Annotated in this window: 21 protein-coding genes; 5 read left to right on the top strand and 16 right to left on the bottom strand. The window is 44.9% G+C overall.

From position 1 onward, the window contains the following. The first annotated feature begins 34 nt into the window (after positions 1-34). Entirely contained in the window at positions 35-496 is a 462-nt protein-coding gene (locus tag HFA01_RS07830) for a GNAT family N-acetyltransferase (RefSeq protein ID WP_246139296.1), read from the top strand. A 265-nt stretch (positions 497-761) separates the two neighbouring features. Here the strand turns inward: HFA01_RS07830 and HFA01_RS07825 are convergent, their stop codons facing one another. Beyond that, positions 762-1472 carry a GntR family transcriptional regulator gene (locus HFA01_RS07825; RefSeq protein ID WP_146814920.1) on the bottom strand — a complete coding sequence of 237 codons (711 nt, stop codon included), beginning with the start codon at positions 1470-1472 and terminating at the stop codon, positions 762-764. A gap of 211 nt (positions 1473-1683) precedes the next feature. Here HFA01_RS07825 and HFA01_RS07820 point away from each other — a divergent pair, with 211 nt between their 5' ends. Both HFA01_RS07820 and HFA01_RS07815 read left to right on the top strand, forming a co-directional pair. Beyond that, a complete protein-coding gene (locus HFA01_RS07820) occupies positions 1684-3036 on the top strand; it encodes a 6-phospho-alpha-glucosidase (protein ID WP_146814918.1) in 1353 nt (450 codons plus the stop codon). Between the two features lie 78 nt (positions 3037-3114). Further along, positions 3115-4671: a PTS transporter subunit EIIC gene (locus HFA01_RS07815; protein ID WP_146814916.1), complete on the top strand. Its 1557-nt coding sequence runs from the start codon at positions 3115-3117 to the stop codon at positions 4669-4671. A gap of 132 nt (positions 4672-4803) precedes the next feature. Here HFA01_RS07815 and HFA01_RS07810 read toward each other — a convergent pair whose 3' ends face one another. The 5 genes from HFA01_RS07810 to HFA01_RS07790 all read right to left on the bottom strand — a co-directional run bounded on the left by HFA01_RS07810 (position 4804) and on the right by HFA01_RS07790 (position 10686). After that, positions 4804-5457 (bottom strand): LysE family translocator, encoded by a 654-nt coding sequence (locus HFA01_RS07810; protein WP_146814914.1) that lies wholly within the window; start codon positions 5455-5457, stop codon positions 4804-4806. A gap of 68 nt (positions 5458-5525) precedes the next feature. Next, positions 5526-5981 carry a cupredoxin domain-containing protein gene (locus HFA01_RS07805; RefSeq protein ID WP_146814912.1) on the bottom strand — a complete coding sequence of 152 codons (456 nt, stop codon included), beginning with the start codon at positions 5979-5981 and terminating at the stop codon, positions 5526-5528. 229 nt (positions 5982-6210) lie between these two features. Beyond that, positions 6211-7113, bottom strand: a complete 903-nt coding sequence (locus tag HFA01_RS07800; protein ID WP_146814910.1) for a vanadium-dependent haloperoxidase — start codon at positions 7111-7113, stop codon at positions 6211-6213. A 55-nt stretch (positions 7114-7168) separates the two neighbouring features. Then, on the bottom strand, positions 7169-8986 hold the full coding sequence (locus tag HFA01_RS07795) for an ABC transporter ATP-binding protein (RefSeq protein ID WP_246139295.1): 1818 nt from the start codon (positions 8984-8986) through the stop codon (positions 7169-7171). Continuing rightward, on the bottom strand, positions 8986-10686 hold the full coding sequence (locus tag HFA01_RS07790) for an ABC transporter ATP-binding protein (RefSeq protein WP_146814908.1): 1701 nt from the start codon (positions 10684-10686) through the stop codon (positions 8986-8988). The genes HFA01_RS07795 and HFA01_RS07790 overlap by 1 nt, the downstream gene beginning before the upstream one ends. A 346-nt stretch (positions 10687-11032) precedes the next feature. Between HFA01_RS07790 and HFA01_RS07785 the strand changes: the two genes are divergently transcribed. Both HFA01_RS07785 and HFA01_RS07780 read left to right on the top strand, forming a co-directional pair. Next, complete coding sequence (locus HFA01_RS07785) at positions 11033-11230, top strand: hypothetical protein (RefSeq protein ID WP_146814906.1); 198 nt, start codon at positions 11033-11035, stop codon at positions 11228-11230. Positions 11231-11246: 16 nt separating this feature from the next. Next, complete coding sequence (locus tag HFA01_RS07780) at positions 11247-11612, top strand: winged helix-turn-helix transcriptional regulator (RefSeq protein WP_146814904.1); 366 nt, start codon at positions 11247-11249, stop codon at positions 11610-11612. 45 nt (positions 11613-11657) lie between these two features. On the opposite strand, the gene HFA01_RS07775 is transcribed toward HFA01_RS07780, so the two are convergent. The 10 genes from HFA01_RS07775 to HFA01_RS07730 form a co-directional block, all read right to left on the bottom strand. After that, positions 11658-12644: a Gfo/Idh/MocA family protein gene (locus HFA01_RS07775; RefSeq protein ID WP_146814902.1), complete on the bottom strand. Its 987-nt coding sequence runs from the start codon at positions 12642-12644 to the stop codon at positions 11658-11660. A 74-nt stretch (positions 12645-12718) separates the two neighbouring features. Further along, a complete protein-coding gene (locus HFA01_RS07770; RefSeq protein ID WP_146814900.1) occupies positions 12719-13414 on the bottom strand; it encodes an SGNH/GDSL hydrolase family protein in 696 nt (231 codons plus the stop codon). A gap of 66 nt (positions 13415-13480) precedes the next feature. Continuing rightward, the gene (locus HFA01_RS07765) at positions 13481-14266 is read right to left on the bottom strand and encodes a CAP domain-containing protein (protein ID WP_371860319.1); all 786 of its coding nucleotides are present in this window, start codon (positions 14264-14266) and stop codon (positions 13481-13483) included. Between the two features lie 342 nt (positions 14267-14608). Beyond that, a complete protein-coding gene (locus HFA01_RS07760; RefSeq protein ID WP_146814896.1) occupies positions 14609-14815 on the bottom strand; it encodes a hypothetical protein in 207 nt (68 codons plus the stop codon). A gap of 75 nt (positions 14816-14890) precedes the next feature. After that, positions 14891-16330: an aldehyde dehydrogenase family protein gene (locus HFA01_RS07755; RefSeq protein ID WP_146814894.1), complete on the bottom strand. Its 1440-nt coding sequence runs from the start codon at positions 16328-16330 to the stop codon at positions 14891-14893. Then, complete coding sequence (locus HFA01_RS07750; protein ID WP_146814892.1) at positions 16327-17391, bottom strand: homoserine dehydrogenase; 1065 nt, start codon at positions 17389-17391, stop codon at positions 16327-16329. The genes HFA01_RS07755 and HFA01_RS07750 overlap by 4 nt, the downstream gene beginning before the upstream one ends. Continuing rightward, entirely contained in the window at positions 17388-18584 is a 1197-nt protein-coding gene (locus HFA01_RS07745; protein ID WP_146814890.1) for a M20 metallopeptidase family protein, read from the bottom strand. Before HFA01_RS07745 ends, HFA01_RS07750 begins: the two co-directional genes overlap by 4 nt. A 12-nt stretch (positions 18585-18596) precedes the next feature. Continuing rightward, positions 18597-19790, bottom strand: a complete 1194-nt coding sequence (locus tag HFA01_RS07740; protein WP_146814888.1) for a cystathionine gamma-synthase family protein — start codon at positions 19788-19790, stop codon at positions 18597-18599. Then, a complete protein-coding gene (locus HFA01_RS07735) occupies positions 19771-20745 on the bottom strand; it encodes a cyclodeaminase (protein WP_146814885.1) in 975 nt (324 codons plus the stop codon). Before HFA01_RS07735 ends, HFA01_RS07740 begins: the two co-directional genes overlap by 20 nt. Positions 20746-20758: 13 nt before the next feature. Further along, entirely contained in the window at positions 20759-21961 is a 1203-nt protein-coding gene (locus tag HFA01_RS07730) for a M24 family metallopeptidase (protein WP_146814883.1), read from the bottom strand. Positions 21962-22062: the final 101 nt, after the last annotated feature.

The raw sequence follows: 22062 nt of genomic DNA, 5'->3' as shown, positions 1-22062 counted from the left end.
ACGATAATAGCCGAACATGAAGGAGGAGGAACCTGTGAATCCTATTCATTTGGTGGAAACGAAAGACCGTCGCCGTTTCATGGCAGACCTTCTGCTAGCTGATGAATCAGAAACCATTATTGAGAGCTATATCGATGATGGTTCGTTTTATACCATTCACCTGGATGATGTCCATATTGGTGTGTGTTTGTTCGTGTTCTCTGGAGAGGACACGGTTGAAATCAAGAACATTGCCATACAAGAAGCCTATCGAGGAAAAGGATATGGGAAACAAGTCATTGACGCATCCTGTTCACTTTTTTATAAGAACGGGTACAAAGAAATGCTCGTCGGAACTTCTAATTCCAGCATTGAAAACTTAGCCTTTTACCAGAAAGCTGGTTTTCGGTTCCATGAAATCCACCATGATTTCTTTCTGCAATACTCGGAACCTTTTTATGAAAATGGGATAAGAGGAATGGACATGGTTTATTTCCGCAGACCTCTAACCCCCTAAGGTGGAGCTAAATGTAAAAAAACAGAAGGGGTATTTATCTTCTCTTTTTCTCAGTGTTGAATCCATGTTGTCATGCGTGATTCGATGCTTCATAATACCTCCCCGCCTTTGTAACAACGGGCCCCGGTCCTCCAGGGATTAGACATTACGGAAGAGTGACTTCATGATTAGGAAAAGCTCCTTATCAGAGGTCTGTACACGATTTAAATTGGAAGAAACGAAAAAAGCACAGGGGGTTATATCTCCTGTGCTTTCTATGAAATATTCATGGTCTTGAAGCCCTGAGTGTGAACTTGTATTCATCACTCTTGAAATGATTTTCACTATATTCAAAGATCGTTCCATCACTAAAAACACTATATGACTGGATTTTTAGGATCGGCATAGATGTCTCCACAGTAAGTGCTTCTGCAATATCTGGTGATGGCAGTACTGGAATAACTTCCTGGAAACTATCTTTAATCTTCATCCCCACTTCTTTTTCTATATAATCGTATTTCGAACCGGTCATGATCCCATAGGAAAGATTAGGAAACATGGAAACAGGCAAATACGTATCCTCCACTACATAGGGGACATCGTCCACAAGCCTTTGACGGCGTACATAGAAGACCTTCTCCCCATCGGAAAGTTTAAGCATTCGTTTCACCTGATCGTCTGCTTCTTTCAATTCGAAATGTAAAATTTTGTTTACGGGTTCTTTGTTTAAACTTCTCATTTCTTCCGTAAAACTCAACAGCTCGAAGATGTTGTGTTCAATCTTCTGTTCTTTTACATAGGTACCACTCCCTTGTACCTTCTCAAGAAGCCCCTCTTCGACCAGGCCTTTAATCGCCTGTCTGACCGTCACTCTAGAAGCCTCGTACCTCTCTGACAGATGCATTTCTGTAGGGATCGCTTCTCCTTCTTTCCATATTCCCGATTGGATTTCCTCTTTGATTTGTTGAGCAATTCTACGATATAACGGTGCAGCCATTCTTATTCCTCCTATTACTAAAGACTTGGAATGCGAGGATGCGGCGTTCCATTCCCACATATGTAACCAAGTCAAAACCTATCTTTATAACCATTATAACGAAATGTTCAAAAAAATACGATACAAATGTTGACGCTTTCAATAATATGTATTATATTCATATTAAGTTAAAAATAAAACAAATCCAATACCTTTACTGGAGGTCTAAAATATGAAAAAACAAAACCTTGTCGTTGTCGGTGGCGGCAGCACGTACACGATCGGTATGATCATGAGTCTTGTAGCAGAAAAAGAGCAGTTTCCTTTGAAAACGATTACCTTCTATGACACGAACGCAGAACGTCAAGAGAAAATTGCGAAAGCATCAGAAATCATCCTTCGTGAAAAGTATCCGGAACTGGAAAGCTTCCACTACACAACGGATAAAGAAGAAGCTCTTACAAATGCAGATTTTGTTTTCGTTCAGATTCGCACAGGTGGCCTCGCGATGCGCGAGCAGGACGAGCAAATCCCTCTAAACCATGGAGCCGTCGGTCAGGAAACGTGCGGACCGGGTGGGATGGCTTACGGACTGCGTTCCATCGGAGATATGATTGACCTTGTCAACGATATCCGTCATTATTCTCCAGATGCCTGGATCCTAAACTACACAAACCCGGCAGCAATTGTTGCAGAAGCCCTGCGCCGCGAGTTCCCGGAAGATAAAAAACTATTGAACATCTGCGATATGCCGGCAGCGATCATGGTCAGCTATGCAGGCATCCTTGGAAAAGACGTCTTTGACCTTGTACCAGAATACTTTGGACTTAACCACTTCGGCTGGTTTACTAAAATTCTAGATAAAGACGGAAACGATCACACGGACACGATCAAACGTGCCATCACAGAGGACGGCTTTATTCCTGAAGATGCAGAGATCGCCAACGACCCTTCCTGGATCAAAACGTTCAAACAGGTGGAGCAAATGGTGACGGACTTCCCTGAATACTTGCCGAACACTTACTTGCAATACTATCTTTACCCTTCCCAAATGGTAGAAAAAGAAGATGTGACCAATACACGTGCTCGTCAAGTCATCAATGGTCGTGAAAAACGCGTACACACACTTGCAGATCAAATTATTGCAGATGGTACAACTGAAAATGTTGAACTTGAAGTGGACATCCATGGACGTTATATGATTCGCGTTGCCGCTTCTATGGCTTACAATAATGGTGACATATTCATCGTCATGGTTGAAAACAATGGTACGATTGCCAACCTTCCAGATGATGCGATGGTTGAAGTTCCAGCGATGATTACAAACCGTGGACCGAAGCCATTTGCTGTCGGAAACATCTCTACATTCTATAAAGGATTGATTGAAGGGCAGCTTGCGTATGAGAAACTTGTCGTCGATGCGTATTATGAAAACAGTTACGAAAAAGCACTCCAAGCCTTGACGTTGAACCGTACGGTCGTAGACGCACCTCGCGCCCGCAAAATCTTAGATGACATGATTGAGGCGAACCAGCAGTACTGGCCTGAATTACATGCCAACAAACAGCTTGTGACATCGAAGTAATGCAATGGAACCCCGGCCCATTCCGGGGTCTCCTCTATCTCAAATAAGAAAGCGTTTCCCCACAAAGGAGGATCAGAAGTGAAGAAATACTTTGGAAGCTTACAGAAATTCGGAAAATCACTGATGGTTCCCGTCGCCTTGCTCCCTGCTGCCGGTATTTTGCTCGGGCTTGGAGCTGCGTTGACAGGGCCACTCGCTGATACACTCACTTTTCTACAAAATGGCATCATCCAACTGATTGGTAACGGAATGTTAGATATCGGAATCAGTATTTTCAACAACCTGGCTGTCATTTTCGCCATTGGTGTTGCGATTGGCTTAACTGGTGGGTCAGGAATTGCAGCCTTAGCCGCCCTGCTTGGGTATATCATTATGAACAAGACCATCTCCTTCGCATTAGAAATAACTCCTGAAATGGTCAATGAAGGCGGAGAATACGGCATGGCACTCGGTATTCCAACACTGGAAACAGGTGTTCTTGGGGGGATCGTCGTCGGTCTCTTAGCCGTTTGGATTTATAACAAATTCCATGAGTTCGATCCTCCAGAAGTGCTTGGCTTTTTCGCTGGTGATCGTTCTGTCGGGATTGCTATGGTTTTCTCGTCCATTTTCCTCGCCCTTGCTATGATGGTCGTTTGGCCACCAATCCAAGGCGGTATCAATGCTGTGGCAAACATCATTGCTAACGGCGCAACGAACCCGTTATACATCGGACTATACGGATTCTTAGAAAGAGCTTTAATTCCAACTGGTTTACACCACATTTGGTATGCTCCGTTCCTATGGACATCACTTGGCGGAACGGCAGAAGTAGCTGGAAGTGCGGTGTCCGGTGATCAGTACATTTTCCTTGCACAGATTGCAGAAGGCGTAGAGGTTACAGCAGGCCGATTCATGGCAGGTAAATTCCCTGTCATTATGTTCGGGCTAGTGGGGGCTGCTTTAGCGATGTATCGTCGCGCAGATAAGAATAACCAGCCTGTCGTGAAAGGAATGCTCATTGCTGCTGCAGGTACAGCCTTCTTGACAGGAATCACAGAGCCAATTGAATTCACATTCTTATTTGTTGCTCCACTGTTGTTCGTTTTCCATGCATTTCTTGCCGGTATTTCATTTGCGGTCATGTACATGCTTGATGTTCATCTGGGATGGGCAGGCGGTTCCGGGTTGATTGACTTCATCCTCGTAAACGCTTTGCCTGGAACAGGGAACTGGTGGATGAACCTTGTCGCAGGTGCTGTATTCTTCGTCATCTATTATTTCTCTTTCTCCTTTGCCATCAAAAAGTGGGACCTTGCTACACCAGGTCGTGGAGGACAGGAGAACAAGCTCTACACACGTAAAGACTTCAACGAGCAAAAGAAAGGCGGCAAAGGTAGTCAAACGAAAGAAACAGCCGCTGCCATCATGGAAGCCCTTGGTGGAGAATCAAACTTAAAGCACATCGACGCTTGCTTTACAAGATTACGCGTCGAAGTTTCTGAAGTAGGTCAGATCAATGAAGATCGATTGAAAGAACTCGGAGCTGCAGGTGTAGTAAAAGTAGATCACAACATCCAGGCCATTTTCGGCGGACGCTCTGATCTTTATAAAAATGAAATCAACCGCATCATCAAAGAATCCAATGCCTCTTAAATTGATCGTCTGATTAACACCAAAAAAGGAGTCCCTATCCATCAGGGACTCCTTTTGCATGTTATATAATAGCTTTATGACTTCAGACCAGCTCCCTATTCTTGAATTATTCACCTTTGGGTTCTGCCTTTATTAGGTGGGAAAGTTCTTGAAGAGGGTACTTATTCCTATCCACCCAAATTTAATCCCATAGTAAATCAAAACGAGACTAGCGACTCCTTGAATCCATTTCAAAAGTCTAGAATGGACAACGTACCTTCCGAAATGAACGAAAAAAGCTAAGTTCGCATTCCACAAACCAATCCCCAGAAAAACCATAGAACTGATGATAAATGACCGGAACATATTCTCTTCTTGTAAAGCACCGCTCAAAACGGAACCATAAATACTGATCCAGAACAACAGATTCATAGGGTTTGTCCCAGCAATGATCATACCTCTTATGTAGGAGAGGAGAGCTTCACCTTTATGTCCCCGTCTTTCAGGACCTTCCTCCAATCTCCACTCCTCTTTGGAACGGAGACTCGTCCAACCTGCGTGTACTAATACGAGACAACCGATGAGCATCAATGCAACCTGCACCCATGTCCATGTCAGAAAAACACCGATTCCAAAAAACATAGCCGCCATCAACAACAAATCTGAAGACATCCCTCCTAGTCCTACACAAAAAGCAGGCCAAAACCCATACGCGAGCCCTCTCCTCATTATTTCTATATTAATAGGTCCGACAGGTGCAGCGATGGATAATCCTAGTACAATAGAACTGACAACTAAGACAACCAAATCCTCCCCCCTTTTGTACAAAAGGACTGAAAAAGAGGGACGATTAAGCCTGTCCCTCTTTTTACCGTTTAATCCACAACGATGTATGCAATCATCGGACCATCAGAAGCAATTTCAGAATGAGTGGAGCAGATGAGGCGGTAAATACCTTCCTTCTTGAATTGAAGGTCTAAGACCGTCTCTTTCCCCTGCTCCACTACGCCTTTCAAATCCGTACCTTCAATGTAAAAAGGATGTTCTTTTCCATTCACTCCGTAAATGCTTAATTTAAATGGTTCATCTTTTTCCACAAAGATTGTTCCCGGATCCCAACGGTAAGCTTCAATTTCTTTTCCATCTGCTGTTTCTGCTTTGAATTCCCCTGTCACCAGGTTGATGACCCGTGGCTCTCCATTCACAGGTTCTGTTGAGGTCGAGATGGCTCCTTTCCAGAAAAAGCTTCCGATGTAGTAAGCGGCAAAAGCAATAATAATCGCTCCTAAAAGCAGGCCGATTTTCCTTGCAGACAATATCCATGCATCCACGCCATACCCCTCCTATTGTTTCGTTAGTACATCTATATGCATAGAACCACTGAAAACTTGTCTATTTTTTAAAGGAAAGGTTAGGATTGTGAAAGACTGAGTCAATCAATTTTGGTGTGAGGGAAATGGGGATCGGGCATGTTGAGACCCAACAGGGCAAGGTCCCAGGAGGCACAACATAATGCTGCCATTAACGAAAAGAACCACACCTTTGGCGTGGTTCCTTTCGTTAGTAAAATATTTTAGGATCAATCCATTCATGGAAGGATGAAGATTCTTCACTGTCATCTGAGCCAAGAAGCAAGGATCCGCATTTTTGGTCGTATCGAAACGGAATGACCTGCCTGTAGTCAGATGGAAAGATATCTGCATTTCGATATTCTGTAAATGGACGGTCGAGTGGCCGGCCTTCTATCTGATCTTTTTTCAACTCTTCTACAACGATACGGCCGATTTGTCGCCCCAGTCGTAACCCTTCGTTATTGTCCACTGGGTAGTGGACGCCGGCGAACAGTCTTGACTGTGCGTTTTCTTCAGCCATTTCCCTAAGCTTTCTTCTTTCGGCCGGGAAAAAATAACTAAGAATCACTTCCGCAGCCCCGGAGATGGTTGCGTGTCCGGACGGATAGGATGGGTGTTTCGGTGTACAGATGACGGTGCGCATATCCGGGTCCAACTGATTGGGCCGCGGGACGAGCCAGAGGTATTTTAACGACCAGCAAACGACAAAGGCATCATTCATTCCGCTAAAAACCGCTCCTATGATCCGGGCGGCTCTTGGGGCTTCCACTCCATAAGTATCTATCAAGCGGTCAACAATAGGGGTCCATTGTTTTGACGCCGGCCCCTCCCCCCAGTACACAGCAATTCTCCTTTGATCGGGTGTTAAATGTGCTAATGTTTCCTTGACTACCTTCAATTCCCTAAGCCAGTCAATAGTCTTTGGATCCTTGATCGCTAATCGAATCGGGCTTCCATCTAACGTCTTGAACCCGTACCGGCGGCTATGTTCGATAAAATAGGTTTTCCATTTCCCTGCTTCAAACTCTACCCCTTCGTTCGTTAACGGTGGACGGCTCTCGCCGGCGTAAGGCAAATCGGTCCAGTAAGGATATGGTTGATTTTGTGACATGGTCACCCCTCCCTTTTCCTCATCTTATGCCGGAAAGTGGGCGGAGGTGTAAGACTTATCCGTACCCTTTTACAGTCGCATTGGATTTTTGAGCTTGAATAAGAGCAGCATATTCCCCTCCTTTATCCATGAGCGCGCGGTGATTTCCTTTTTCAACGATCTTTCCACCCTTCAGGACGAGAATGAGATCGGCTGCTCGGATCGTGTGAAGTCGGTGGGCAATCACGAAACTTGTCCGCCCTTCCATCAAGTTGGTGAGACCGGCATTGATTTTCATTTCTGTCACCGTATCGATGCTGCTTGTCGCTTCATCTAAAATAAGCAATGATGGATCTGCAATCATAGCTCGAGCAATGGACAACAACTGTCTTTGCCCATGACTCACCCCTTTTCCATCTGAATCCAGAATGGTATCGTAACCATTTGGCAATTGAATGATAAAATCATGGGCTCTTGATGACTTGGCGGCACTTTCAACCTCAAGATCTGTGGCGTCCAGTCTTCCGTAACGGATGTTTTCCCGAATGGTGGTGTGAAACATAGTGGCATCTTGAAGGACAACCCCCATCCGGCTCCTTAGACTGTCCCTCTTCACGCTTTTCAAGTCCACACCATCGACCAGCACCCGACCTGAGTCCGGGTCATAGAATCGTGACAGTAAAGATATAATTGTCGTTTTTCCTGCGCCTGTAGGACCTACGAGCGCCACCGTTTGCCCAGCTCTCGCTTCAAATGTAATGTCCGAAAGGGTCTGCTGGTCATCTTCATAAGAGAAATCGACATGCTCAAAACGAACATTCCCCTTAATTTTTGACACATCCTGTGCATTTTTTTCATCCAGTCGTTCTTCTTTTTCATCAATGACTTGAAACACTCTGTCTGCGCCTGCCACTGCTGAGAGGATCATGTTGAATTGGTTGGCCAGGTCGTTTAACGGGCGAGTAAACTGACGGGAATAGGTTGTAAATGTAACGATAATCCCAATGGATACAGCGCCATTAAGCGCAAGCAGCCCCCCTGCTCCGACGATGATGGCGAAGCTTACATTATTCAGCATGTTCATCAACTTCGGAATAAAGCCTGTGTACACTTGCGCATAGTATCCGGATTCCCTTAATGCTTTATTTTTTTCTTCAAACTCATCAATCACATCTTCCTCTTTGGAAAACATTTTAATGATCGGCTGCCCAGAGAACATCTCCTCTACATAGCCGTTTACTTCACCAAGGTCCTTTTGCTGCTTTTTAAAATAGGGGCCGGTTCGGTTTGTAATCCATTTCATCCCAAAGTACATGACTGGAATGATGGTCAATGTCAGGAGTGTAAGCATCGGACTTAACCAGAACATAATGATTAAGGTACCGGTAATGGTCAATAAACTTGTAACAAATTGTACGACAGCGGTATTTAAGGTTCGACTTACGTTTTCAATATCGTTTGTAAGTCTGCTCATCAACTCCCCCTGCTGCATTTTTTGAAAGAAGAGAACAGGCAGCAGCTGCACATGTGTAAACAGATGGGACCTCATCGACCGAACCGCATTTTGAGCAATTCCGATCATCCAATAATTTTGCAGCCAGAGAAAAAGTGAATGAAACAAGTAGACAAGAAGTAAGCTGCCCAGCATGGCAAGGAGGGTATCCGATTCAGGGTTTTCTATGATCAGATCCACGGTAATCCCTAAAAGATATGGGCCCAGCAAGGATAAAGAGGAACTGATCAGAATCGCAGCTAATACGATTATGAACCTCACTCTTTCCTCCGCCATGTAACTCCATATCCTGTAAAGTGTACCTCCGATATTTTCAACTTTCGGTGGTTTTGAACCAATCCCATGAGGGTGACCCATTCTCGGTTTAGTACTCCTACTCATTACGTCACCCCCTCTTGTTGAGATTGATGGATTTCGGCGTAATATTCACTTCGCTGAAGCAGTTGGTCATGAGTCCCCTGAGCAATGATTTCTCCCCGGTGAAGAATCAGGATGAGGTCTGCCTTTTGGATTGAACTTACTTTTTGAGCAACAAGAAACACGGTAGATGGTTGTTCCTCAAGAGTCTGCAGAATTCTCCTCTCTGTATGAGCATCCAGTGCACTCGTACTATCATCCAGAATCAAAATCCTCGGCTTCCTCACAAGTGCACGAGCAATGGAAAGACGCTGTTTCTGGCCACCGGAGAAGACAATTCCTTTCTGTCCGATTTGCGTATCATAACCCTTTGGCAAGCTCGTGATAAAGTCGTGAATTTGCGCCTGTTTAGCCGCTTCCTCAAGCTCTTCCAGAGTCGCATCTTTCTTGCCCCAGGCGATGTTTTCCCTTACCGTCCCTGAAAACAAATGAACCTCTTGGGGGACCAGGCTGATTTGTTTTCTTATGTTTTTCACATCGAGGCGTTCAATTTCCACTCCATCCAGAAAGAGTTGACCCGCATTTTTTTCATATAATCGGGGTATTAAATGGAGCAAAGAGGTTTTCCCGGAACCTGTTTCCCCAATAATACCGACAGTGGATCCAGGCCTTGCATGGAAGTTCAGGTTCTCCAGCACTTTGTAACCCTCTCTTTCAAGAGAAACATTTTGAAAGCGGACCGCACCGTCCAGTTCTTTCCCTTTACCTGAGGTGCTCATTTCCGTGGTTTGGTTGAGTACGTCTGCAATTCGATCCGCCGAGGCCTGTCCTCGCGAAATGACCATGATTAGAAATGTAAAAACAGAAAAGGTAAATAAAATCCTTGTCGCGTAGTTGATCATGGCGACCAGTTCTCCAGCTTCTACGCCTGCACTGCTAAGTACTCTTGCACCAACCAAGAGGAGGACCAGAATGACGATGTTCATCCCCAGCATCACGACAGGCATAGCCACTTCCATGAGCCACAATGCTTTTTTACTTTGAAGAACCAATGATTCATTCGCCTTTTGAAATCTCTCCTCTTCATGCTCTTTTCTATTAAATCCTTTAATTAAGCGGATTCCGGCTATATTTTCCCTAATAATCGTATTCAGTCTATCAAGTTTATGCTGAACTTCCTTAAACCACTTGATCCCTTTTGTAAGAAGGAAGAATAAGAATAATAAAAATACAGGGACACTACCCAGTAGAAGGAGGGCAAGCTCCACATCAATTGTAAAAGCCATCACTAAAGCAAAGATGATGAAAAGTGGAGCCCTGAGCCCGATTCTTACAAACATAAATAGTAAGTTCTGAATTTGTATCACATCATTGGTGATCCTTGTGACCAAGCTTGGTGTGGTGATGGTCTGGAAATGACGGTCCGAAAACTTCTGGACTTTTGAAAATAGATCTTTCCTCAGGTCATAACCGACCCCCTGACTCAAATCGGCAGCAAAGAAAGAGTTGGTCACACCTGCAGTAAAGGCGAGCAACGATAGCCCTAAAAGCACACCACCCCATAACAGAACAGCGTTAAAGTCTTCAGCTATGATTCCATCATCGATAATTTTGGCCATCAGGATCGGCTGGGAAAGTTCAACCAATAATTCTATGAACATAAGAAAAAGGGCAATCGATGCAGACCTTTTATAAGGAAGGGTATAAGAAAAAATGGCACGCATACAAAATCCTCCAAACGTGTGTCAATATATGACCCGTTATACAGACAGGAAAAATATTCATTGTTAAAAAGATGATGTTCATGCATGGTTTGAGAATCAAGAACCTTTTTGTTGTACAAAAACACCAAGACCAGCTATTTTAGTATAACTTTTGTATAACACTGAACCTTTTGCGAATGTGCGCCACTGAGCCAAAACCACGGACTTATTTGTTGATTAATCACACTAGTTTAAGTCATAATAGGCAATGTAACACGCACAAATATGTAAGTACTTGTGAGACATATAAAAAGCAAATAGAATTATATTAATAGTATTTTCCGAACAAACAGGAAGGTGATCCTTTTTGGACAATATAAAACCGATTTTTCCCGTTTCTGAAGAATTGTTAGAACTTGTGGACTTATTAAACCAAGTCTCAGAGTCAGAAGAAGAAAAAGTCATCCCGCAGACAATGACTGTCTTAAACAAAGTTTATGCCCAGGGAGTATTGGAAGGCTACGAAAAAGCCATGCAAAAACAAGGACAGACCACAAAAAAATAACGTGAGGTGAAAGCGGATGAAGGAAGATGGGATCGGCCTTGATGTCACTCTTGAAGTCGTGTGTGGAAAGTGGAAAGGGTTAATTCTTTGGAAGCTCATCCACGAAAATCATCTGCGGTTCAATGCACTGCGTCGGTCCCTCGATGGAAACATCTCTTCCAGAATTCTTGCCCGAGAGTTGAAAAAACTCATCCAGGACGGTTTAGTCGAACGTATCGATTACGAAACGGTACCTCCCAGAGTAGAGTATCGCGTGACACCTTATGGACGAACCACGGCCTCATTCCTGGAGAAAATGAACGAATGGGGCATTCATCATAAGCGAAGGGCAGACCAACAAGAAAGCCTCACGGACGTATCAAATCAACTAAAAGAGCAATAGAAAAAAGAGGCACATCCGCAAGTGAGTGCCTCTTTTTGCAGGACCCTAATAGCGGTCGTTAGGATAAACCAGGCCGATTTGCCGGCGGGCTTCCTCCATGACTTTCGCTGTAATCAGCGTATGCTCCAACGAATTATTCTTTGACCGATCTTTTTCCTTCTTCACCAGACTGATAAATTCAGCCGCTTCATAATACATAGGTGAATACTGATCTTCGAAAGAAAGCTCTTCCACGGATCCATCTCTATAAATAATCTTTATACCTTTAGGCTCAGAAATATCCGGTATGAGCATTGTACCTTCTTCACCTTGGATTTCAGAAGGAGCGTGGGAATTAACGATCTTGGAGTGCATTATGACTGCTTCCATTCCATCATACGCTGCGATCACGCTGCCTTGCCCGTCCACCCCAGAATCCAAAAACACGGCATCCGTCTGGATATGGTTGGGTGCACCAAATAGGGTGACCATTGGATAAATCCCATAAATACCAAGGTCCATCAAAGAACCGTTCGATAGTTCAGGTTTGAAAGCATTTAGGACCTCCCCTCTTTTGTAAGCGTCATAACGAGAAGAATACTTGCTGAAGTTCCCCACAAAGCGTCTTACTTCCCCGATTTTATGTAAATTATCCTGAATGCTTAGAAAACCTGGCATCAGTGTAGACTTTACAGCTTCCATTAAAAGCACATTCTCTTCTTTGGCTACCTCAATCATAGAAGCGATCTCCTGTTGATTGGATGCCATCGGTTTTTCACATAAGACATGCGTCCTTTTTCTCATTATGGTTTTCGCCTGCTCCGCATGGAAAGCGTTAGGACTTGCAATATAAACTGCATCGACATGTGGATTTGCCGCCATCTCTTCTATATCCGTGTATGTTTCAGGTGCACCGTGTTTGGATGCGAATGTAGCAGCTTTCTCTTCTGTACGAGAATACACCGCCTGCAGTGTAAATTCAGGATGCTGTTTCGCTGCCTCTAAAAATTTTTCTGTAATGGTATTGGTTCCTATAATTCCAAATCTAACCATGTAAGTCACCTCCAAAATAACCGTACCCTCATTATACATCAATATGGAAGAAACCCCCACAGCAGAAGCTTGGCTTAATCCATGTGTTTCAATGTGATCTTAGCTAATACCTGTTGACCTTTCGCTGTTGGATGAACATCCCCTTTAATGATGTACTCAGGATGACCATGATAAGCCTTATAAGCATCGACAAGAGTCACAGAAGCAAAATGTTTCAGCAGCTTGATCAAGGAAGCATACTGCTGGTTAATATATGCGAGCGGCGTGTTCAATTGGTCACCGGCAGCAGGATATGGATTATATATATTGTAAACGAGGACCTTGCCATTCGTTAATTCATCAATCTCGAGAATAGTCGAATAAACATTGTAAATGAGATCGCGAATGACCGGAGCGGCCTCCTCCATTTTTAACCCCTCCAACCCACCATTCTTTTTGACGACATTCAATAAATCGTTGCCCCCAATGTACACGAGGACATAATCGGCATCTTTAAGACTTTCTCTGAAGGTATCATTGGACTGGACGGCAGTTAGCAATTCTGCAGAAGTTAGGCCGGGAATACTTAAATTAGTCACCTCTATATCTTTTTTCATTCCGATTAAAGATGGGAACGATTCTTTTGGAGGGTTTTTATTTTCTTTATTCAAATTATAACCAAATGGAATGGAATCCCCGATGGCGACTAATCTTTCTTTTTTAAAAGCTGCTAGGTCAGAAGGTGCCAGAATGACAGTAAACACCATGACCAGGATCCATATTCTCTTCATTCTCTACCCCTGCCTTGATTTGTATGTAAAACATGACGCCTGATGATAACCAAGCGTCACATCTACTTATTTTGCTATAAACATTTGCACCCAGTAATTGCCGTCTTTCGCATATCCGACACCGATGTGCGTGACATTCTTGTTCATAATATTCTTTCGGTGACCTGAACTGTTTAACCAGCCATCAACAACCGATTGCGGGGACTGCTGCCCTGCAGCAATGTTCTCAGCTGCGGTTGAATAATCCACTCCGAATTCCCTCAGCATGTCAAAAGGACTTCCGTAAGTTGGAGACGTATGGGAGAAATAATCGTTCTTCGCCATATCTTCAGATTTCGTTTGCGCTACTTCTTCTACATCATTGCTATTCTTCAGAGGTTTCAGGCCATTTTTTTCACGAGCTTTGTTCGTCAAATCAATCACCTGCTGTTGAAAATCACCAGTTGCCTCATCACTTTCTCGTGCAGTATTATCACGATTTTGCTCAGCTTGGTCCGGGGTTTGTCTTTGCGCCTGATCTCCACCTTGTGGCTCTTGTGTGTAACGACCATCTTGAGAATAACGACCATCTTGATCAAAAAAGTATGGGCCTTGTATGGATCCATTTGGTCCAGTTGGGTTCATTCCTTCAAAAGGAATGTTGGCATCAAAACGGTTTTGCCCGTATGCTCCAGGATCCATTTCTCTTGGTTGATTTCCATCTCCTTGCATACCTTGATCTTCAGGACCAAAACTGACTTGATTCAAATTGTTCCGTTGACTTTCACGTGCACGTTCTTCCGATGTATTACAAGCAGCTAACATGGCAATCATCATGAGTGCTGCGAATAGAATAAACCATTTTTTCTTCATCATGTATCCTCCTCAGGATTAATCTTCACGTTTACTATTTGCATGAAAGCAAACAATATCCCTGAGAAGAAGTACCATTTCAGCACACCAATTCCTACCCTATTCCATATACGCTCAGGTTCGAGACTTTTGTGTGAGTTTGGGGACTCCGGGAAACCGTTCGCTTTCCATGGGGCGGGCGCTGAGCCTCCACAGGAAAGCGAGTAGCTTCCAATTCACACCTGACGCTCAACATAGCTACGAACCCAGATTATTTCGAAATCAAGTCTTAAAAAATCCTGCCATATAGTAAATAAAAAACCTGAACAGTTCCTTTTATGGACGTTCAGGTTTTTGGTAAAGTTATTTGGTGTGGCAATCGGGGCAGCAATGCTTGCAGCCGTTGACATCATCATAAGTATTTCTGGCAACTTCGAGAGCTTTTGCACAGTCGTTGTGACCACCTAATTCCAATAAATTCTGCTCAAAAGGCATAAAATCACAACCTTCGATATGCACTTCGTGTTCGCCACCTGTCTGCTGGTTCTGATTCACATAATATTGCGCCATTCCATAACCTCCTTTTGTGGAGGCATTCCCCTACCAGATGAAGGATAAACAAAAGGACGGGCTGATGTGGCATTTCTAGTCGTCAAGATGGAAGCATACGACCTTTTGTTCCGTCATGGCTTCTATACTGAAACGTACACCCTCACGACCGATGCCGGACCCTTTCGTTCCTCCGAAAGGCATTTCATCAATTCGATAATCGCTGCTGTCGTTGATCATGATTCCACCTACGTCCATTTTTCTTATGGCTTTAAAAGCTTGGTTAATGTCATTTGTAAAGATCCCTGCATGGAGTCCATAATTGACGGCATTGGATTTCTCAATGGCTTCGTCCAAATCTGCTACAGGGTTTACAATGACCACAGGCCCAAAGATTTCCTCCATCATCACTTTCGCACCTGAAGGTACCTGGGTGAGAATGGTGGGACTATAATAAGCTCCTTCACGGCGCCCACCTACTTCCAATTGCGCTCCCATAGTCAACGCTTCCTCGACCCATTCAGAAACTCGGACCGCTTCTTTTTCATTGATCATCGGTCCTATATCCGTTCTTTCATCCATTTTATCCCCGACCCTGAGTGCTACAGTCGCTTCCACAAAGCGATCGATAAAATCCGGATAAAGTGCCCTACTTACAAAAACTCTTTGAACGCCGATACAATTTTGGCCTGCCGCTGAAAAAGCACCCGAACAGCAAGCGTGGACAGCCTTGGAAAGATCTGCGTCATCAAGGACAATAACAGGTGAGTTGGATCCCAGTTCCATGCTTACTTTTTTCGTTCCTGCTTTTTTGATGATGGCTTCTCCAGCATTAGATCCTCCTGTAAAGGACACCATTTTTATGGCCGGATGTGTAACCAATGCATCCCCGACCTCTCTTCCTGCCCCTGTAACAACGGATAAATAACCATCGGGCAACCCTGCTTCAACGAAGGCTTCCGCTAGTTTCAATGCACTAAGAGGCGTGGCGGAAGCTGGTTTGACTATAATCGCATTCCCTGCTGCAATGGCTGGCCCTACTTTATGTGCGACTAAATTGAGCGGGTCATTAAAAGGAGTGATGGCTCCTACGACTCCCATAGGAAAACGTTGATAATACCCGACTCTTTGTTCGCTGCCTGGATTTTGATCGAAGTTAATGGTCTCTCCTTTCAATCTCCTCGCTTCCTCTGCGCTGATCCGAATGGTTTGAATGGCCCGTGAGACCTCTGAACGAGCTTCAGTAATCGTTTTACTGCCTTCACTTGCAATGATGGCAGCGAACGACTCGTGATCCCTCTCCATGTAATCAGAAACTTTGCTTAGTATTCGGATCCTTTCATGGGTGGGAATGGGGTCTCTCATTTGGAAAGTACGATCGGCAATTTCTATAGCTTCCATCATTTCTTCTTTTGTGGCTGAGGGGACAGTGGCCAATACTTCATTGTCCTGAGGGTTGCTGACCTCAAAGCTGCTCAAGCCTTCGCGCCATTCCCCTCCAATCAGCATTTTATAACTCTTCACTTTCGTCGTCATGAGTGACTCCCTCCTCCGATTTTGGATCCCTGCTTTTGTTTGTGACAATGAATCAAATCGATCATTAGAGAAAATCCCGTTTCCTTTAACCCCGCCCCTGCACCTGTGAGCATGATCGTCCCGGACAGATCACATTCATAGACGATCGCATTTGTTGCACCACTCACACGTGCTAAGAGATCATCCTGATTCAGACGCTCCGGCTGGACAGTTGCCTTCACCTTGCCTTTGTTTTGAGAGATACGGGCAAGCAGTTTCCATTTCTCGCCGTCCCGTTTCGCTTCTTGGATATCTTCTACTGATAAACCAGTAATTCCGGCACAGAAAATTTCATCCGGGTCGAGATGAACTCCATACACATGGTTCGATAAGATAGCTGCTTTATACCTAACATCGTAGGCTTCAAGATCACTCGTCGGATCGGCCTCTGCATAACCGAGGGCTTGGGCTTTTTCTAACGCTTGATTCAATGTCATTCCACTTTCCATAGCGGTAAGAATATAATTGGTCGTTCCATTCAATATCCCTTTGATTTCTTTAATTTCATTGCCTGCTAAGGTTTCTAACGGGAGCCTTAAAGCCGGCGTCCCACTCATGACCGTTCCTTCGAATCCGAAAAACACGTCGTGTTTTTCCGCTTTTTCGGTTAACTCCTGATAAGCGAGGGCAACAGGACCCTTGTTTGTCGTAATGACACTTTTCCCTGTTTCAAAAGCACGATGGCAGTGAGTGAGTGCAGGCTCGCCGGTTTTGACATCCGTGTAGGTCACTTCTATAATGACATCCACCTGTGCTTTCTCTATCGTTTCTAAACTGTTCCACCCTTTGATTGTCTGACTGGATGATGGATAGGATTCTACAGAGCCCGTTCGTTTTACACACTCTAACAACTTTGTAATATTCAGACCATCCGGTTGATATATAGCGCCTTTCATGACATCCGATACAGCCACGATTTCAACATCAAGTCCGTGATTTTGCTGAAGCTCCTGGTGCTTTTCTTCCACAATTTCCGCAAACGCTTGACCTACGCCTCCAAATCCGATCATGGCTATTTTCATTTTGAGTGGACTCCTCCTCGCTCAAGTAATAAGTAAGCACTTTTTAAAAGCACTCTCACACCAATCGGCAGTGAGTGTTCATCAATATCAAAATCTGATTGATGGAGACTCCGTTCCTTTTCCAGACCGCAACCCAGAAAAAACATCGCTCCTGGGATTTTTCTAGTGAAGTAACTGAAGTCTTCGCTCCCCATCCCAAAGGGCTCTTCAAACATACTCAGTCCGGAAGCGGCTTCCTTTATGATGTAGTTGATTTCAGGGTCGTTGATTAACGAGGGTTCACCGCGATGGATACCAAGTGAATATTCTCCCCCCAGCGCTGTCACAACATCGGCCACCTGATGAATTCCCTGGCATAACACATCTCTTACATCATCCTTATAGGATCTGATCGTCCCCTTTATGTCTACAGTGCTTGGTATTACATTGTTGGCCTCTCCGGCATGCACCTGACCGACACTAATAGTGCCAACATCCAGCGGGTTTACTTTTCGACCATTCAGACTGTATAACGCCTGCAGGACACAAGTTGCCATCCATATCGGGTCTTTTACTTGCTGCGGATATCCAGCATGACCGCCGCTCCCTTGAATTCTCATATGAAATTCGTCGTTGTTTGCCATGCTTGGGCCATCATTCCATTGGATTTCCCCGGACTTCCTCCAAGGACACATGTGCAGGGATAACACGGCCTCCAGGTGTTGAAGTCTTCCGGACTCTAACATCTTTATTGCTCCCGTTTTTCCTTCTGCATCACAACTTTCTTCTGCTGGCTGAAAAATCAATTTGATTGTTCCTTGAAAACGTCCTGCTTTTGCATCTTCAGCCAACAACTGGGCGATGCCGAGCAAGATGGCCATATGCGCATCATGCCCACACGCATGCATCACACCCGGGTGTTGGGAAGTCCAGGGGGCGTCCGTCGTTTCTGTAATGGGGAGGGCGTCCATATCTGCACGAATCCCGATCACGGGACCTTCCCCGTGACTCAAGGTAGCGATGATTCCGTAACCTCCGACATTCTTTTCAATTTCAAACGTTTGGAAGCTTTCTAATATTCCTGCTATCTTTTCACTTGTTCGCTTTTCCTGAAAGCTGAGTTCGGGGAAGCGATGGAAGTCTCGTCGCCACTCAACTAAACGATCCAAAAGCTGATTCGAACGCAAGACGAGGTCCGTCTTATCGGTCTCCACATCCTTTCCTCCTCACTTTTTCACATAAGTGTGTAACGACTGGAAAGCCTGTGACAGGTCATTTTTCAGGTCCTCGATATCTTCAATCCCGGCCGAATAACGGATCAAACCTTCCGGAATCCCCATGGCTGCACGTTCTTCAGGTGTGCATTCCACATGACTCGTTGTTCTGGATGGTCCGACGACCGTTTCCACTGAGCCTAGATTAGCGGCACGGTTAGCAAATTGCAGCTTTGGTAAAAGGTCGCGTACAGTAGCTACTCCACCTTTCACAGCAAAGCTTAGCATCCCGCCATACCCTTTCATTTGTTGTTTTGCAATCTGATGGTTCGGATGAGAAGGGAGTCCTGGATAAAAAACTTCTTCCACGAGATCGAAGGTTTTTAAATGTTCCGCAATCGCTTCGGCATTTTTGTTTTGCTGCTCTACACGAAGCTTCAGTGTTTTCATCCCTCTCAAGAGCAAATAAGCCGCCATTGGATCGAGGGTCGCCCCGTTGATTTCCCTGTAGTGATAAATGGCTTCGACCAGGCTCTTCCTGCCACATACGGCCCCGCCTAAGGCATCCGCATGCCCGCCTAGAAACTTCGTTGCACTATGGATAACAAGGTCTGCTCCAAGATCAAGAGGGTTTTGATTGACAGGTGTAGCAAACGTATTATCAACGACTACGGTTGCCCCCACTGCTTTCCCGGCTGCAGCCATTCGCTTAATGTCGGTAATTTTCACCGTCGGATTCGTCGGGCTTTCCAAATAGAGGACCTTGCAACCTTTAGCCACTTCAGCTTCGAGTGCCTCATGATCTCCTGTTTCACACAGCACGACTTCCACTTGCTGTTTTGGGAGGAATTCTGTGAAAATTTTATTCGTTCCTCCGTACGTATCCTTGATGGATACCACACGATCTCCAGGGAAAAGCAAGGTGCCAAGTGTATTACTAATCGCTGCCATCCCTGTGGAAAAGCTTGTAGCCGCTTCGGCATTTTCTAAGATGCGAATTTTTTCTTCGAAAGCCTGAACAGTCGGGTTTGTATTCCTTCCATAAATATGTCCGGGCTTATTGCCGACGGCTACTTCATACCATTCATCCATGTCGTCATAACCAAAGGAAACACTGTGAACGACAGGCACTTGTGTCGCTCCGAAAGCAAGTTGTTCTTTTTCACCGGCCCAAATCGATTTGGTACTAAACTTCGCGTCTTTCATCCGTAACGCCCTCCCAATCTAAAAGTTGATGGTACACATGTCTTGCAATGGCTGTATCCTGCACACCCGTTCCTGTTAAATCACAAACTGTAATCTCTTCATCTGATTGTCGGAACGACCGCTTTCCACTCGTCACTTCCCCAAGCTCGATGGCACGTTCCATCTGCTCCGGAGACGAGCGTAACTCTCCCAAACGGACGGACTGAGATTTCACATCACAGACGACGACATCCGCTTTCTCTATGACTGAAGCATCTAATTCCTGCTTGTGCTCGGCATCCGAGCCCATAGCGGTGATATGAAGCCCCGGCCTCATCCAATCTCCATAAACCAACGGTTCTTTAGACGGTGTCGTCGTTACCACAACATCACTTTTTCGTACGACTTGCTCAGCTGTCTCACATACAGTCAGATGAAGACCTGTTTTCTGCTCCATCTTATGTTTAAATTTAACGGCTTTCTCACCATTTCTTCCATAAACGAATACATGCTCAATAGGACGAACCAGCATAAGCGCATATAGCTGAAGACGCGCTTGGGCCCCGGTACCAAGAATTCCTGCGATCCGGCTGGTTTCCCTGCTTCCATATTTCGCAGCCACCGCTCCGGCAGCTGCCGTCCTTAAGTCTGTCAGTCGTCCTTCATCTGCCAAAACCGCGAGTGGTTCACCTGTGTGACTATTGATTAAGATCATGAGGCCATTAGCGCTCGGAATTCCCATGGCGGGATTATCAAAGAATCCAGAAGACAGCTTTATAGCAAAGCTGTCTTCTCCTTTGATATAAGCGGACTTGATATCCACTTCACCATTATGGTCAGGCACATCAATGCGCATGATCGGGGGCATTGCGGTCTCTTTTTCCACTAATGAAGTGAAGGCTTCTTCCATTTTTCCAACAAGATCTGTATCGAGACGAATGACTTTTTCAATGTCTTTCCGACCAAAGAGTCTAATTTTCAGTCCCCCCTCAGCTGATTTGACCGCTCAAATCCATATGATCACGTATAATCAATTCCTGCGGATAAGTAGTGAACCGCTCACTGCCAGATTCGGTGACCTTAAACGTTTCACTTATTTCAATTCCATCTGTATCGAACCATAACGCCGGTATCAAATGGAACGTCATATTGGGTTCCAGTACAGTTGGATCCCCTCTCCGGATGCTCGCTGTATGCTCTCCCCAGTCCGGTGGATAATTGAGCCCGACCGAATAACCCAAGCGGGCTTCTTTTTCAAATCCATGTTTTTTAATACTCTTTCTCCACACTTCTTCAAGTTCTCCACAGGTCACCCCAGGCTTTGCGAATTCGAGGACATTCTGAATACCTTCCAATACGACCGGAGCGACTTGTTTCATTTTTTCATTCGGTTCCCCTATGGAGACCGTACGGGCAAGAGGTACATGGTAGCGTTTATAACACCCGGCAAGTTCTATGATGACGGCATTCCCTTTTACAAAAGGCCGGTCTGACCATGTCAGGTGGGGGATCGAAGTATGGTCCCCGGTCGGAAGCAGAGGAACAATCGCAGGGTATTCACCACCAAACTCCGAAGTTCCCCTGACCATGTGATAGTAAATTTCAGCTGCGGTATCGCATTCCCGGACACCAGGGTAAATACTTTCCACTCCTTTGGTCATCGCAAGATCTGCAATTTGGGCAGCCCGTCTCATATATTCAATTTCCTGATCCGATTTGACGATACGGACGCCGTTTACAAGGAGTGTCGCGTCCTCGAAGGTGGCATTTGGCAATCCTCTCTTTAACCTTTCCAACGCCTTGGCCGTAAAGTAGTAATGATCCATCTCCACTCCGATTTTCCTTTTTCCTTGACCGATCTGAAGGAGAATATCCGCCATGAAATCCATCGGGTGATAAACATCTGAATGCACGTAGTAGTCTGGGTAGGCAATGACATTCTCATCATAAATCCACGTCGTCACCCTTGCCCCATTCGCATCTTGATAACGACCAATCCAAAGCGGCTGCGGTTCATCAACGATAATCACAAGCATCTGGTGAACATAAAAAGACCAGGCATCATAACCAGAAAGGTAATTCATGTTTGCCGGGTCTGTAATCAAAAGCACGTCAATTCCTTGTTCAGCCATACGTTTCTTTGTTTTCTGTAAACGTTGGTGATACTCTAAAATGTCAAAAGGAAGAACCATTTCATCCCCTCCGCGCTATTTGTCTGAATTTTCAAAAGACTATATATCCATTGTATTCAAAGAATTTTTTTCTTGTAATGTAAAAAGTGTATGAAGTTTAG

Source organism: Halobacillus faecis, assembly GCF_007991335.1.
Lineage (GTDB): Bacteria > Bacillota > Bacilli > Bacillales > Halobacillaceae > Halobacillus > Halobacillus faecis.
This window is presented reverse-complemented; position numbering and strand designations above follow the sequence as displayed.

Coding starts and splice junctions, on each gene's coding strand:
- HFA01_RS07790 (WP_146814908.1), bottom strand. CDS start 10,686: ATGCGTGCCATTTTTTCTTATACCCTTCCTTATAAAAGGTCTGCATCG.
- HFA01_RS07800 (WP_146814910.1), bottom strand. CDS start 7,113: ATGTCACAAAATCAACCATATCCTTACTGGACCGATTTGCCTTACGCC.
- HFA01_RS07795 (WP_246139295.1), bottom strand. CDS start 8,986: ATGAGTAGGAGTACTAAACCGAGAATGGGTCACCCTCATGGGATTGGT.
- HFA01_RS07780 (WP_146814904.1), top strand. CDS start 11,247: ATGAAGGAAGATGGGATCGGCCTTGATGTCACTCTTGAAGTCGTGTGT.
- HFA01_RS07730 (WP_146814883.1), bottom strand. CDS start 21,961: ATGGTTCTTCCTTTTGACATTTTAGAGTATCACCAACGTTTACAGAAA.
- HFA01_RS07750 (WP_146814892.1), bottom strand. CDS start 17,391: ATGAAAATAGCCATGATCGGATTTGGAGGCGTAGGTCAAGCGTTTGCG.
- HFA01_RS07760 (WP_146814896.1), bottom strand. CDS start 14,815: ATGGCGCAATATTATGTGAATCAGAACCAGCAGACAGGTGGCGAACAC.
- HFA01_RS07755 (WP_146814894.1), bottom strand. CDS start 16,330: ATGACGACGAAAGTGAAGAGTTATAAAATGCTGATTGGAGGGGAATGG.
- HFA01_RS07825 (WP_146814920.1), bottom strand. CDS start 1,472: ATGGCTGCACCGTTATATCGTAGAATTGCTCAACAAATCAAAGAGGAA.
- HFA01_RS07765 (WP_371860319.1), bottom strand. CDS start 14,266: ATGAAGAAAAAATGGTTTATTCTATTCGCAGCACTCATGATGATTGCC.
- HFA01_RS07740 (WP_146814888.1), bottom strand. CDS start 19,790: ATGAAAGACGCGAAGTTTAGTACCAAATCGATTTGGGCCGGTGAAAAA.
- HFA01_RS07820 (WP_146814918.1), top strand. CDS start 1,684: ATGAAAAAACAAAACCTTGTCGTTGTCGGTGGCGGCAGCACGTACACG.
- HFA01_RS07775 (WP_146814902.1), bottom strand. CDS start 12,644: ATGGTTAGATTTGGAATTATAGGAACCAATACCATTACAGAAAAATTT.
- HFA01_RS07770 (WP_146814900.1), bottom strand. CDS start 13,414: ATGAAGAGAATATGGATCCTGGTCATGGTGTTTACTGTCATTCTGGCA.